Origin of the sequence: Neorhizobium sp. SHOUNA12A (assembly GCF_023006505.1) — a bacterium.
GTDB lineage: Bacteria > Pseudomonadota > Alphaproteobacteria > Rhizobiales > Rhizobiaceae > Neorhizobium.
Genome location: NZ_JALBGV010000124.1, coordinates 1 through 12,590 on the forward strand (window position 1 = coordinate 1; position 12,590 = coordinate 12,590).

A 12,590-nucleotide genomic window follows, 5' to 3' on the forward strand; every position below is an offset into this window, starting at 1 on the left:
GACAGCGCCCAGATTGCGCTCGAACAGGCCCGCGCCAATCTCGTCGCCGGCCAGGCCGCGGTTGCCTCGGCTCAGGCCAATATCGGCCTTCTGCATGCGCAGCGCGACGAAGCGGTCAACACGATCCGCACCCAGGAGCTCGCCCGCGACCAGGCCCAGCGCGATCTGAACTTCACGGTCCTGAAGGCGCCTTATGACGGCGTCATCGGCAATCTCTCTGTCCAGACGGGCGATCTCGTCTCGACGGGCAAGCGGCTCGCGTCGTTGGTGCCGCTGACCGAGCTCTATATCGAGGCGAATTTCAAGGAAACTCAGCTTGGCCATCTGCAGCCGGGTTCCAAGGTTCGCGTGCATGTCGATGCCTATGACGATCACAACATCACCGGCACGGTCGTGTCGATCGCGCCGGCTTCCGGTGCCGTCTTCTCGATGCTGCCGCCGGAAAATGCGACCGGCAACTTCACCAAGGTCGTGCAGCGCGTTCCGGTGCGCATCTCGATCCCCAAGGAAGACCTGGAGCGTCAGCATCTTCGCGCCGGCCTGAGTGTCGTCGTCGACGTCGACACCCGCACTGCGCCTGGCATCGGCGCTGTCGCTGCCAAGTAAAGAGAACCAAGGAGAGCGGCCATGGCAGGAGCAACAGCCACGGCGGGCGCATCCCCTATGGCGATGCCCGCCGACCAGCCGATGGACAGACGCAAGCTCATCGCCTTCTTCGCGATGGTCTTCGGCATGTTCATGTCGATCCTCGACATCCAGATCGTCTCGGCTTCGCTCGCGGAAATCCAGGCCGGCCTTTCCGCCGGTTCGGATGAAATCGCCTGGGTGCAGACCTCCTACCTGATCGCCGAAGTGATCATGATCCCGCTGTCGGGAACGCTGGCGCGTATCATCTCGACGCGCTACCTCTTCGCCATCTGTGCCGCGGGCTTTACGCTGTCCAGCATCCTTTGCGCCACCGCGACGAATATCGACCAGATGATCGTCTACCGCGCCATCCAGGGCTTCATCGGCGGCGGCATGATCCCCTCTGTCTTCGCTGCGGCCTTCACCATCTTCCCGCCGTCGAAGCGCAGCATCGTGTCGCCGATCATCGGACTTGTCGCGACGCTCGCGCCAACCATCGGCCCGACGGTCGGCGGGTACCTTTCCAATTCCTTCTCCTGGCATTGGCTGTTCCTGGTCAACGTCATCCCCGGCATCATCGTGACGGCCGTCACCTTTACGCTGATCGACTTCGACAAGCCGCAGCTTCAACTGATGAAGAAATTCGACTGGTGGGGGCTTGCTTCCATGGGTGTCTTCCTCGGCGCGCTGGAATACGTGCTGGAAGAGGGCAACAACAAGGACTGGTTCAGCGACGACAAGATCGTCGTCGGTGCGGTCCTGGTCACTGTTGGTGCGGTGGTGTTCTTCTGGCGGGCCTTCAAGGTCGAGTTCCCGATCGTCGATCTCCGAGCATTCAGCAACGCCAATTTCGCCTTCGGATCGCTGTTCTCCTTCATCATGGGCGTCGGGCTTTACGGGCTCACCTATCTCTATCCGCTTTATCTCGGCCGCATCCGTCATTACGATTCGCTGATGATCGGCGAGACCATGTTCGTCTCGGGTATCGCCATGTTCGTCTCCGCGCCGCTCGTCGGGAGGCTATCGAGCAGCGTGGACCTGCGCATCCTGATGGCGGTCGGTTTCGGCGCCTTCGCGATGGGCACCTACCTGATGACCGGCATTACCGCCGACTGGGATTTCTACGAACTGCTTCTGCCGCAGATCCTGCGCGGGTTCGGGATGATGATGTGCATGGTGCCGATCAGCAATATCGCGCTCGGAACGCTCACACCGCAACGTATCCAGGGCGCTTCCGGTCTCTTCAACCTGACGCGTAATCTCGGCGGCGCAGTCGGCCTTGCGATCATCAATACGGCTTTGACCCAGCGCTCCGACGAGCATTATGCCCGGCTTTCGGAGCATGTGAACTACGGCAATCCGGCTGCGCTGAGCTGGCTCGACAGCGTCGGCGCCAATTACAATGCCTTGGGTCTCGACGGCGGCGCCGTGGCGCTCCAGAAGATCTCCGGCATCATCACCCAACAGGCCCTGCTGCTGTCCTTCATGGATGTGTTCTTCATCCTGACGGCGCTGTTCGGAAGCCTGATCTTCTTTGTCTTCCTCATCGCCAAGCCAGGCCGCCCCGCGGGCGCCGGTAGCGGCGGGCATTAAATTCCAGCATTCCACCGCCGGGAAGAGGGCCGCCACACACGTGACGGCCTTTTTCTTTGGCGTCCAGCGTTGTTGAAACACGTACCTCAAATTTTGATTTACGTACCTCAGAATTTCCGCTAACACGGTCGGCGGAGGAATTCATGAAGCCCACAGTTCATGACATCGCAAAGATTGCGGGCGTCAGCCTTGCGACCGTCGACCGGGTTCTCAACGGCCGGCCGGGCGTGCGTTCCGTCACCCGCGGCAAGGTGGAGGAGGCAATCGCCTCGCTCGGTTATGTGCGCGATCTCGCCGCCGCCAACCTTGCCAAAAGCCGGACCTATTCCTTCGTCTTCATCCTGCCGGCCAACGACAATTCCTTCATGATCGGCCTCACAGAGGAGGTGCGCGGCGCGGTCGCCCGGTCCAGCTTCGAGCGCACCGATATCCGCATCGTCGACGTACCGCCCTTCGATCCTGACGCGCTGGTCGCAGCCCTTGAGGCCGTGCTTGCCGAAAAACCGGCGGGCGTCGCCTTCGTTGCGATCGACGCGCCGGAAGTCCGCGCTGCCGCCGAGCGCCTGCGTCAGGCCGGCATCCCGATGGTGACCTTGGTCTCCGACCTGCCGGATTCCTCCCGCGACCATTATGCCGGCATCGACAATATTGCAGCCGGCCGCACTGCGGGCAGCCTGATGGGGCGTTTCCTCAACGGGCCTTCCCTCGGCGAACGAGGGGCGACCGTCGCGGTGCTCGCCGGTTCGATGCTGGTGCGCGACCATCGAGAGCGGCTGGAAGGTTTTTCGACCGTGATCGCCCAAGCCTATCCGAACGTCCGTATCCTGCCCGTCCTCGAGGGCCGCGACGATCCGGTGCTTGCCGAGACGATGATCGCGGAGGCGCTGCGTCGTAATGCGGACATCGCCGGCATCTACAGTCTCGGTGCCGGCAACCGCGGCCTCATCCGCGCGCTGCAGGCGGCGCACGGCCCCAGCCGGCCGCTCGTTATCGCGCACGAACTGACCGCCTCGACCCGCGCAGCACTTGCCGACGGCACCATTGACGCGGTGCTGAACCAGGATGCGGGCCACGAAGTCAGAAGCGCCATCCGCGTGCTGAAGGCCAAGGCGGACGGCCTGCCGGTGCTCGCCGCCCAGGAACGCATCCGTATCGACATATTCTTGAAAGACAATCTGCCCTGAAGGGCGGAGCATTAGGAGAAACACCATGTATCTCGGTCTCGATCTCGGCACTTCGGGCGTCAAGGCGATGCTGATCGACGGCGATCAGAAGATCATCGGTTCGGCGAGCGGCTCGCTCGACGTCTCGCGTCCACATTCGGGCTGGTCGGAGCAGGATCCTGCCCACTGGATCCGCGCCACCGAAGAAGCGGTCGCCGGCCTCAAGGCAAAATTCCCGAAGGAGTTGGCAGCGGTGAAGGGCATCGGCCTTTCCGGCCAGATGCATGGCGCGACGCTGCTGGACAGCGAAGACAAGGTGCTGCGCCCCTGCATTCTCTGGAACGATACCCGCTCGCATCAGGAAGCCGCAGCCCTCGATGCTAACCCAATCTTCCGCAAGCTCACCGGCAATATCGTATTTCCCGGCTTCACCGCCCCAAAGCTCGTCTGGGTCGCCAAAAACGAGCCTGACATCTTCGCCAAGGTCGCCAAGGTTCTGCTGCCGAAGGATTACCTGCGCCTCTGGCTGACCGGCGAGCACATCTCCGAAATGTCGGATTCGGCCGGCACGTCCTGGCTCGATACCGGCGCCCGCAAGTGGTCGTCCGAACTGCTTTCCGCCACGGGCCTTACCGAAAGCCAGATGCCGTCGCTGGTCGAGGGAACCGAGCAGGCCGGCAAGCTGCGCGGCGAGCTCTCCTACAAATGGGGCATGGGCGAGGGCGTTGTGATTGCCGGTGGGGCAGGGGACAATGCGGCCTCGGCCTGCGGCATGGGCACGGTGGCGGAAGGCCAGGCCTTCGTGTCGCTCGGCACGTCCGGCGTGCTGTTTGCCGCCAACGCCTCCTATCTGCCGAAGCCTGAAAGCGCGGTGCATGCCTTCTGCCACGCGCTGCCGAAAACCTGGCACCAGATGGGCGTCATCCTGTCGGCGACCGACGCACTCAACTGGTATTCGCTCATCACCGGCAAGACCGCCGCGGAACTCACCCAGGAACTCGGCGATACGCTGAAGGCTCCCTCCAGCGTCACCTTCCTGCCCTATCTTTCCGGCGAACGCACGCCGCATAACGATGCGGCCATCCGCGGCGCCTTCATCGGCCTCGAACACGAAAGCAGCCGGTCGGTGCTGACCCAGGCGGTCGTGGAAGGGGTGACCTTTGCGATCAGGGACAATCTCGAAGCCCTGAAATCCGCCGGCACCTCGATTTCCCGCGTTACCGCCATCGGCGGCGGTTCACGCTCGCGCTATTGGCTGCAGTCGATCGCCACGTCTCTCGGCGTGCCGGTGGATATTCCAGCCGACGGCGATTTTGGAGCTGCCTTCGGCGCCGCACGCCTCGGCCTCATCGCCGCCACCGGCGCCGACCCGCTTTCCGTCTGCTCGGCACCGAAAACCGACGAGACCATCGAACCGGTCGCAGCACTCTCGGAAGCATACGACACCGCATACGCCCGCTACCGGGCGCTCTATCCGGCGATCAAGTCGCTGGCGCATTGAACATGAGGCGCCCCCTCATCCGCCTGCCGGCACCTTCTCCCCGAGGGGAGAAGAGGCTCGCGGCGGTGCCTCAGTTCCCTTCTTCCCTCGGGGAGAAGGTGGCCCGAAGGGTCGGATGAGGGGGCAACCCACCCGTCAAACAACAATTCGAACCCAATGAGGAAACGACCATGAGCACAGGCTTTTTCGGAGACATCCAGAAAATCAAATACGAAGGACCGGACAGCACCAATCCGCTGGCCTTCCGCCACTACAATCCGGACGAGATGATCGCGGGCAAGCGCATGGAGGATCATCTTCGGTTCGCCGTCGCCTACTGGCACTCGTTCACCTGGCCGGGCGGCGACCCCTTCGGCGGCCAGACTTTCCAGCGCCCGTGGTTTTCGGACACGATGGAAGCGGCGAAGATGAAGGCCGATGTGGCGTTCGAATTCTTCTCTCTGCTCGGTACTCCATTCTATTGCTTCCACGACGCCGACGTGCGTCCGGAAGGCAATAACTTCGCCGAGAACACGAAGAATCTCAACGAGATCGTCGACTATTTCGAGAAGAAGCAGGCCGAGACTGGCACCAAGCTCCTCTGGGGCACGGCGAACATGTTCTCGAACCGTCGCTACATGTCGGGCGCCGCCACCAACCCGGACCCGGATGTCTTTGCCTTTGCGGCAGCGACCGTGAAGACCTGCCTCGATGCTACCAAGAAGCTCGGCGGCGCCAACTATGTGCTGTGGGGTGGCCGTGAAGGCTACGAGACGCTGCTCAATACCGATCTGTCGCGCGAGCTCGACCAGATGGGCCGTTTCCTCAACCTGGTGGTCGAATACAAGTACAAGATCGGCTTTAAAGGCACGATCCTGATCGAGCCGAAACCGCAGGAACCGACCAAGCACCAATACGATTACGACGTCGCGACCGTCTACGCCTTCCTGCAGAAGCATGGGCTGGACAAGGAAGTGAAGGTCAATATCGAGCAGGGCCATGCGATCCTCGCCGGCCATTCCTTCGAGCACGAACTGGCGATGGCGAACGCGTTCGGCATTTTCGGCTCGATCGACATGAACCGCAACGACTACCAGTCCGGCTGGGATACCGACCAGTTCCCCAATAATGTGCCGGAAATGGCGCTGGCCTATTACCAGGTTTTGGCCGGCGGCGGTTTCGTCAACGGCGGCACCAATTTCGACGCAAAGCTGCGTCGCCAGTCGCTCGATCCCCAGGACCTGCTGATCGGCCATATCGGCGGCATGGATTGCTGCGCCCGTGGCCTCAAGGCGGCGGCGAAGATGCTCGACGACGGCGCACTCAAGAAGCCGCTCGACGAACGCTACGCCAAGTGGGACAGCCCGGAATACCAGAAGATGCTGCGCGGCGAATACAAGCTCGACGACATCGCCTCCTGGGTTGAAAAGCAGGACATCAACCCGGAACCGAAGTCCGGCCGCCAGGAATACCTGGAAAACGTCGTCAATCGTTACGTTTGATGCCTTTGCGTTTGATGGGCTTGCTCCGCCCCTCACCCTAACCCTCTCCCCGCTTGCGGGGAGAGGGGACGTGCCACGAGCGGCGTTGGAGAGTGAACGGGTACGGAGCGGCATATCCCTTCTCCCCGCAGGCGGGGAGAAGGTGGCGGCAGCCGGATGAGGGGCGGGACGCTGCCGTCGTCAACCGGAAGATGATCTGCACAAAACCTTCCTGCACGTCCCCGCTTGACTTACGGAAATCTGCTTTACGTACCTCAGAATCTGGGCTAGCGTTCTCATGGGAGGAGCTTGGGTGCAGATTATCATATACAGGCGTGCTGTCGGTAACGCAGCGGTTCGCTGTCGGGCCGCGCGTTGCCCTATCGTCATGGGTGCTGCGCGATGAGTTCTGCGGAGGCGAGCCCCGCCGTGCCGCTCTTCGAAGCGACCGGCCTTTCCAAGACATTCGGCATCGTCGAGGTCCTCAAGGACATCAATATCAACGTCCGTGCCGGCGAGGTTCACGCGATCATCGGCGAGAACGGCGCCGGCAAGTCGACCTTGATGAAGATCATCGCGGGCAATCAGCCGCCGACCCGCGGTGAGATGAGGATAGACGGCGAGACCGTCACCTTTTCCGGCCCGGTCGATGCGGAACATCGCGGCATCGTGCTGGTGCACCAGGAAATCCTGCTGGCGCCGGACCTGACGGTCGCCCAGAACATCTATCTCGGCCGCGAGCTGCACAAGGGCGTTTTCATCGACGACCGCGCCATGAACGAGGGCGCCGCAAAAGCGGTCCGCGGGCTCGGCAGCGACATTGACCCGAACACCATCGTCAGCCGCCTGTCGATCGCCCAGCGTCAGCTGGTGCAGATCGCCCGCGTGCTGCTCGTGCCGCACCGGATCGTCATCTTCGACGAGCCGACGGCGTCGCTGACGCCGCACGAGACCGATGCGTTGCTGAAGGTCATCCGGCAGATCCGCGCCAAGGGCGTCGGCGTTCTCTACATTTCCCACCGCCTGCCGGAGGTGAAGGAGATTGCCGACCGGGTGACCGTGCTGCGCGACGGAAGGCTCGTCGCCAGCCATGACGTCAGCGAGCTGCAGTCCGCCGACATGGCGCGGTTGATGGTCGGTCGCGATGTCGCAAAACTCTATCCGGACCGCCACGCAGCCGAGGCGCGCGAGACGGTGCTCGAAGTCGAGCATCTCAACGTTCCCGGTTATGCGCAGGATGCCTCGTTCCAGCTGAAAAAGGGCGAGATCCTCGGTTTTGCCGGCCTCGTTGGCGCCGGCCGCACCGAGTTGATGGAGGGCATGGTCGGCCTTCGTACCAGCCGCGGCGTGGTCCGGCATCTCGGCAAGCCGGTCAATTTCAAGGATGTGCATGCAAGCCTCAAGGCCGGCATCGTCTATCTTTCCGAAGACCGCAAAGGCAAGGGCCTGCTGCTCACCAAGGACCTGATCGTCAACCTGACGCTCGCCTCGCTCGGCAAGTTCATCGGCGCGCTGCAGATAGATCGCAAGCGCGAAAGTGCCGCGCTCGACAAGGCGATCCGCGATTTCGATATTCGCACCGGCCGAAAGGATATCCTTGCGGGCCAGCTGTCCGGCGGCAACCAGCAAAAGCTGCTGCTCGCCAAGATGATGCTGCTCGATCCGTCGATCGTCATCATCGACGAGCCGACGCGCGGCATCGATATCGGCAACAAGGAACAGATCTACAAATTCATCGCCAAGCTGGCAGAGGAGGGGCGTTCGATCATTGTCGTTTCCTCCGAAATGCCGGAACTGATCGGCATCTGCGACCGCATCCTCGTCATGCGCTCCGGCCGGATCGTCGGCGAGGTGACGGGGGACCATATGAACGAAAACGAAATCGTCGTGCTGGCGACAGGCGCCACTAAAGAGGAGGCCGCGTGATGGCGAATGTCGCGACCGAGACGGCCAAGGCGCCGAAGACCTCCAAGGACTGGGACATGGCGGCGATCGCGCCTTTCATCGCGCTCGCCCTTCTGCTGGCGCTCGGCTACTTCGCCAACCCGAATTTCATGACGTCCGCCAACCTGTTGAACGTCGTGACGCGCAGTTCCTTCATCGCAGTCATCGCGCTCGGCGCGACCTATGTGATCACGTCGGGCGGTCTCGACCTTTCGGTCGGCGCGATGCTCGCCTTCGTCGCCAGCCTGATGATCCTGTTCCTGAACTCGGGAACGGTCGCCGATCCGGCGCTGGCGCTGGTTGCCGGAATGGCGCTGGCGATCGCGATCGGCGCCGCCTGCGGGCTCGCCAACGGCCTGATCACCACAATTGGCAGGATCGAACCCTTCATCGCCACGCTCGGCACGATGGGCATCTATCGCGGCCTCACCACCTGGCTCAGCCAGGGCGGCGCGATCACCGTGCGCGACCGCGATATTCTGGCGCTCTACCGGCCGGTCTATTCCGGCTCGTTCGTCGGCGTGCCGGTGCCGATCATCGTCATCTTCGTCACCGCCGCCATCGCCGCCTTCGTGCTTTACCGCACCCGCTACGGCCGGCATGTCACCGCGGTCGGCTCGAACGAGGACGTGGCCCGTTATTCCGGCATTTCGATCAACCGGGTGCGCACCGTCACCTATGTCATCCAGGGGCTCTGCGTCGCGGTTGCGGTGCTGCTCTACGTGCCGCGCCTCGGCTCGACGTCCGCCACGACCGGCAGCTTCTGGGAACTGCAGGCGATTACCGCCGTCGTCGTCGGCGGAACGGCGCTCCGGGGCGGGGTCGGCCGCATCTGGGGCACGATCTGCGGCGCTTTCATTCTGGAAATCGTCGGCAACATCATGCTGTTGTCCAATTTCGTCAGCGAATACCTGATTGGCGCCATCCAGGGCGCGATCATCATCATCGCCATGCTGGTTCAAAGGTCGCTGATGCGGAGGTAGGCCGCTGAAGCGGATTTGGGTCACGACGTAAATTGACCGGGCTGATGGGTCGCGCCCGGTCCTGAAATACTAAAGACCCTGATATTGTGGGAGAGAGAAACAATGCGCAGACAAATTTTGGGACTGGCCGTGGTGTCGCTGGCACTTCTTGCCGGCACTGCCTTCGCACAGGACAAGAAGGTGACGATCGGCGTTTCCATTCCGGCCGCCGACCACGGCTGGACCGCCGGCGTCGTGTTCCATGCCGAACGCGTCGCCAAGCTCCTGATGAAGGAACATCCGGGCCTCAACGTCATCGTCAAGACCTCGCCGGATGCGGCAAGCCAGGCGAACGCCGTGCAGGATCTCGCGGTCCAGGGTCTCGACGCGCTGGTCATCCTGCCGTCCGATCCGGATCCGCTGGTCAACGCCATCCAGCAGGTCAAGGACAAGGGTACGTTCGTCGCGCTCGTCGACCGCGCGCCCTCCGTCAATGACAGCACCATCCGTGACCTCTATGTGGCCGGCAACAACCCGGCGCTCGGCCAGGTCGCCGGCGAATATATCAAGAAGACCACGCCGGAGGCACAGGTCGTCGTCATCCGCGGCCTGCCGATCCCGATCGACCAGCAGCGCCAGGATGGTTTCGACAAGGGCATTGCCGGCTCCAAGGTGAAGGTGCTCGATCGCCAGTTCGGCAACTGGAACCGCGACGACGCGTTCAAGGTCATGCAGGACTTCCTGACCAAGCACCAGAAGATCGACGTGGTCTGGTGCCAGGACGACGACATGGCAGTCGGCGTTCTCGAAGCCATCGCCCAAGCCAAGCGCACTGATATCAAGTATATCGTGGCCGGCGCCGGCTCCAAGGACATGGTCAAGAAGGTCATGGACGGCGACAAGATGGTTCCGGTCGACGTTCTCTATCCGCCGGCAATGGTGGCGACCGCCATGGAACTCACTGCCGGCAATTTCTACGACAAGGTCCCGGTCAGCGGCACCTACATCCTCGACGCCACACTGGTGACGAAGGACAATGCCAAGAACTTCTACTTCCCGGATTCGCCGTTCTGATAATCAACACGGCCGTGCCCGCCTTTATTTTTTGGCGGACACGGCCATAACCTCACCCTCATTCCTGTGCTTGTCACAGGAATCCAGCCACGGCGCGTCTGCGCCGTGAAAAGGCTCTTCCGCGCCCAAGGACTTGGGCGCACTGGATTCCTGTGACAAGCACAGGAATGAGGGAGGAGGAGAAATCCAGGCACGCCATGTTCGAAGAGGAAAAACCATGAAGACGATCAAGGGCCCGGCCATCTTTCTCGGCCAGTTCGCGGGCGATGCGGCACCGTTCAATACCTGGGACGGGATCACCAAATGGGCGGCCGACAAGGGTTACGTCGGCGTGCAGGTGCCGACCTGGGCAGGCCAGCTCATCGACCTCAAAAAGGCTGCGACCTCCAAGGATTATTGCGATGAATTTGCCGGCGTGGCCCGCGCCAACGGCGTCGAGGTGACGGAGCTTTCCACTCATCTCCAGGGCCAGCTCGTCGCCGTGCATCCGGCCTATGACGAGGGATTCGACGGGTTTGCAGCGCCCGAGGTGCGCGGCAATCCGAAAGCACGCCAGGCCTGGGCGGTCGAGCAGGTGAAGATGGCGCTGACGGCGTCGAAGCACCTCGGCATCAAGGCGCATGCGACCTTTTCCGGTGCGCTCGCCTGGCCCTATATGTATCCGTGGCCGCAGCGACCGGCCGGCCTGGTCGAGACCGCTTTCGACGAGCTTGCCAAGCGCTGGACGCCGATCCTCGACCATGCCGATTCCTGCGGCGTCGACGTGTGCTACGAGATCCATCCCGGCGAAGACCTGCATGACGGCGTCACCTTCGAAATGTTCCTGGAACGGGTGAAAAACCATCCGCGCGCCAACATGCTCTACGACCCGTCGCATTACGTGCTGCAATGCCTCGATTATCTCGACAACATCGACATCTACAAGGACCGGATCAAGATGTTCCACGTCAAGGACGCGGAATTCAACCCCACCGGTCGGCAGGGCGTCTATGGCGGCTACCAGGGCTGGGTCGGCCGCGCCGGCCGCTTCCGCTCGCCCGGCGACGGCCAGGTGGACTTCGGTTCGATCTTTTCGAAAATGGCCGCCAACGATTTCGACGGCTGGGCCGTGGTCGAATGGGAATGCGCGCTGAAGAACTCCGAGGACGGAGCCCGCGAAGGCGCCGAATTCGTAAAGGCGCACATCATCCGCGTCACCGAAAAGGCATTTGACGACTTTGCCAGCGGCGGGACGGATGAAGCGGCGAACAGGCGGATGCTGGGGCTTTGAGCGACAACGCTCCGCGGGCGCTGCCTCTCACCCTAACCTTCTCCCCGTTTTGACGGGGAGAAGGGACGTGCCCCATAAGGCCGAGGCACCGAGAGGCGTCGTCTTGCGTCCTTCTTCCCGCGAGCGGGGAGAAGGTAGCGGCAGCCCGGTGAGCGGACAATCTTTTGTGAGGAGACAAGCTTGAGATACCTAACAAGTTGGGTTATTGATCTATGGTCACCGTCCTGCGGCAGCACGGCCTGCGGTTTATCATCTACACGGCGGACCATGAGCCCCCTCATGTGCATGTCTATGGCGACGGCGAAGCGCGGATCGATATCGAGACACTGAAGGTCCTGACCCAGGGCGGGATGTCCGACCGAGACGTTCGCCGAGCTGCCGAGGTTATCGCGGCCAACCGGCAGTTATTCCTGGAGACGTGGAGAAAGTACCATGGTTGAGATCACAGATGCCGAACTCACCCAGGCAAAACGACGGTGGGAAACGGAGCGGGCACAAAGGCCCGTTCCAGTCTCCGTGCGGTTCGATTCTGCTTCCGGCCGTATCGTCGTGGAGTTCGCCAACGGGGCCGCTTTCATGGTCCCCGCCCGTTCTCTCGAAGGCCTGGCGGAGGCAACGAATGAACAACTGGCCGAAGTCGAACTTCTCGGGGAAACCGGCCTGCATTGGGAAAGCCTCGATGTGGACTATTCGATTTCTGGTCTCATGAGCGGCGTCTTCGGCAGCCGGACCTTCATGGAGGCACAACGCCGCGGCGGACAATCCAAGTCGCCGTCAAAAATTGCCGCAAGCCGCGCCAACGGCGCCAAGGGCGGCAGGCCCCGCAAGGCTGCAAAGAACTCGTGACTGCCCGGCAGTCGCCACATATTTAATCTTTTCGAGGAGAAACATCATGGCAATCGAAGGCAAGGACGAACAGGCGCGGGAGCCGCGCATCCGGCTCGGCATGGTCGGCGGCGGGGCGGGGGCGTTCATCGGGGCGGTGCACCGCATGGC

11 protein-coding genes are annotated in these 12,590 nt (G+C 62.4%); all 11 read left to right on the forward strand.

Annotated elements, in window-relative coordinates; genetic code table 11:
* On the forward strand, positions 1 to 606 hold a 606-nt coding region (locus tag MOV63_RS30130; protein ID WP_247039317.1), incomplete at its 5' end, for an HlyD family secretion protein.
* 21 nt (positions 607 to 627) lie between these two features.
* A complete protein-coding gene (locus tag MOV63_RS30135; RefSeq protein ID WP_247039318.1) occupies positions 628 to 2,220 on the forward strand; it encodes a DHA2 family efflux MFS transporter permease subunit in 1,593 nt (530 codons plus the stop codon).
* Between the two features lie 143 nt (positions 2,221 to 2,363).
* Positions 2,364 to 3,404 carry a LacI family DNA-binding transcriptional regulator gene (locus MOV63_RS30140; protein WP_247039320.1) on the forward strand — a complete coding sequence of 347 codons (1,041 nt, stop codon included), beginning with the start codon at positions 2,364 to 2,366 and terminating at the stop codon, positions 3,402 to 3,404.
* Positions 3,405 to 3,429: 25 nt separating this feature from the next.
* Positions 3,430 to 4,884: a xylulokinase gene (xylB, locus tag MOV63_RS30145; RefSeq protein ID WP_247039322.1), complete on the forward strand. Its 1,455-nt coding sequence runs from the start codon at positions 3,430 to 3,432 to the stop codon at positions 4,882 to 4,884.
* A 170-nt stretch (positions 4,885 to 5,054) separates the two neighbouring features.
* Positions 5,055 to 6,365, forward strand: coding sequence for a xylose isomerase (xylA, locus tag MOV63_RS30150; protein ID WP_247039325.1), 1,311 nt, complete (start codon positions 5,055 to 5,057; stop codon positions 6,363 to 6,365).
* Positions 6,366 to 6,746: 381 nt separating this feature from the next.
* Positions 6,747 to 8,270, forward strand: coding sequence for a sugar ABC transporter ATP-binding protein (locus MOV63_RS30155; protein ID WP_247039327.1), 1,524 nt, complete (start codon positions 6,747 to 6,749; stop codon positions 8,268 to 8,270).
* Positions 8,270 to 9,271 (forward strand): ABC transporter permease, encoded by a 1,002-nt coding sequence (locus MOV63_RS30160; RefSeq protein ID WP_247039329.1) that lies wholly within the window; start codon positions 8,270 to 8,272, stop codon positions 9,269 to 9,271. Before MOV63_RS30155 ends, MOV63_RS30160 begins: the two co-directional genes overlap by 1 nt.
* Before the next feature lie 102 nt (positions 9,272 to 9,373).
* Positions 9,374 to 10,324, forward strand: a complete 951-nt coding sequence (locus tag MOV63_RS30165) for a substrate-binding domain-containing protein (RefSeq protein ID WP_247039331.1) — start codon at positions 9,374 to 9,376, stop codon at positions 10,322 to 10,324.
* 217 nt (positions 10,325 to 10,541) lie between these two features.
* Entirely contained in the window at positions 10,542 to 11,594 is a 1,053-nt protein-coding gene (locus tag MOV63_RS30170; protein WP_038545383.1) for a sugar phosphate isomerase/epimerase, read from the forward strand.
* Positions 11,595 to 11,806: 212 nt separating this feature from the next.
* The gene (locus MOV63_RS30175; RefSeq protein ID WP_247039332.1) at positions 11,807 to 12,034 is read left to right on the forward strand and encodes a DUF4160 domain-containing protein; all 228 of its coding nucleotides are present in this window, start codon (positions 11,807 to 11,809) and stop codon (positions 12,032 to 12,034) included.
* A complete protein-coding gene (locus MOV63_RS30180) occupies positions 12,027 to 12,440 on the forward strand; it encodes a DUF2442 domain-containing protein (RefSeq protein ID WP_247039333.1) in 414 nt (137 codons plus the stop codon). Before MOV63_RS30175 ends, MOV63_RS30180 begins: the two co-directional genes overlap by 8 nt.
* The last annotated feature ends 150 nt before the right edge of the window (positions 12,441 to 12,590 follow it).

Coding starts and splice junctions, on each gene's coding strand:
- MOV63_RS30135 (WP_247039318.1), top strand. CDS start 628: ATGGCAGGAGCAACAGCCACGGCGGGCGCATCCCCTATGGCGATGCCC.
- MOV63_RS30180 (WP_247039333.1), top strand. CDS start 12,027: ATGGTTGAGATCACAGATGCCGAACTCACCCAGGCAAAACGACGGTGG.
- xylB (WP_247039322.1), top strand. CDS start 3,430: ATGTATCTCGGTCTCGATCTCGGCACTTCGGGCGTCAAGGCGATGCTG.
- MOV63_RS30175 (WP_247039332.1), top strand. CDS start 11,807: ATGGTCACCGTCCTGCGGCAGCACGGCCTGCGGTTTATCATCTACACG.
- xylA (WP_247039325.1), top strand. CDS start 5,055: ATGAGCACAGGCTTTTTCGGAGACATCCAGAAAATCAAATACGAAGGA.
- MOV63_RS30140 (WP_247039320.1), top strand. CDS start 2,364: ATGAAGCCCACAGTTCATGACATCGCAAAGATTGCGGGCGTCAGCCTT.
- MOV63_RS30155 (WP_247039327.1), top strand. CDS start 6,747: ATGAGTTCTGCGGAGGCGAGCCCCGCCGTGCCGCTCTTCGAAGCGACC.
- MOV63_RS30160 (WP_247039329.1), top strand. CDS start 8,270: ATGGCGAATGTCGCGACCGAGACGGCCAAGGCGCCGAAGACCTCCAAG.
- MOV63_RS30170 (WP_038545383.1), top strand. CDS start 10,542: ATGAAGACGATCAAGGGCCCGGCCATCTTTCTCGGCCAGTTCGCGGGC.
- MOV63_RS30165 (WP_247039331.1), top strand. CDS start 9,374: ATGCGCAGACAAATTTTGGGACTGGCCGTGGTGTCGCTGGCACTTCTT.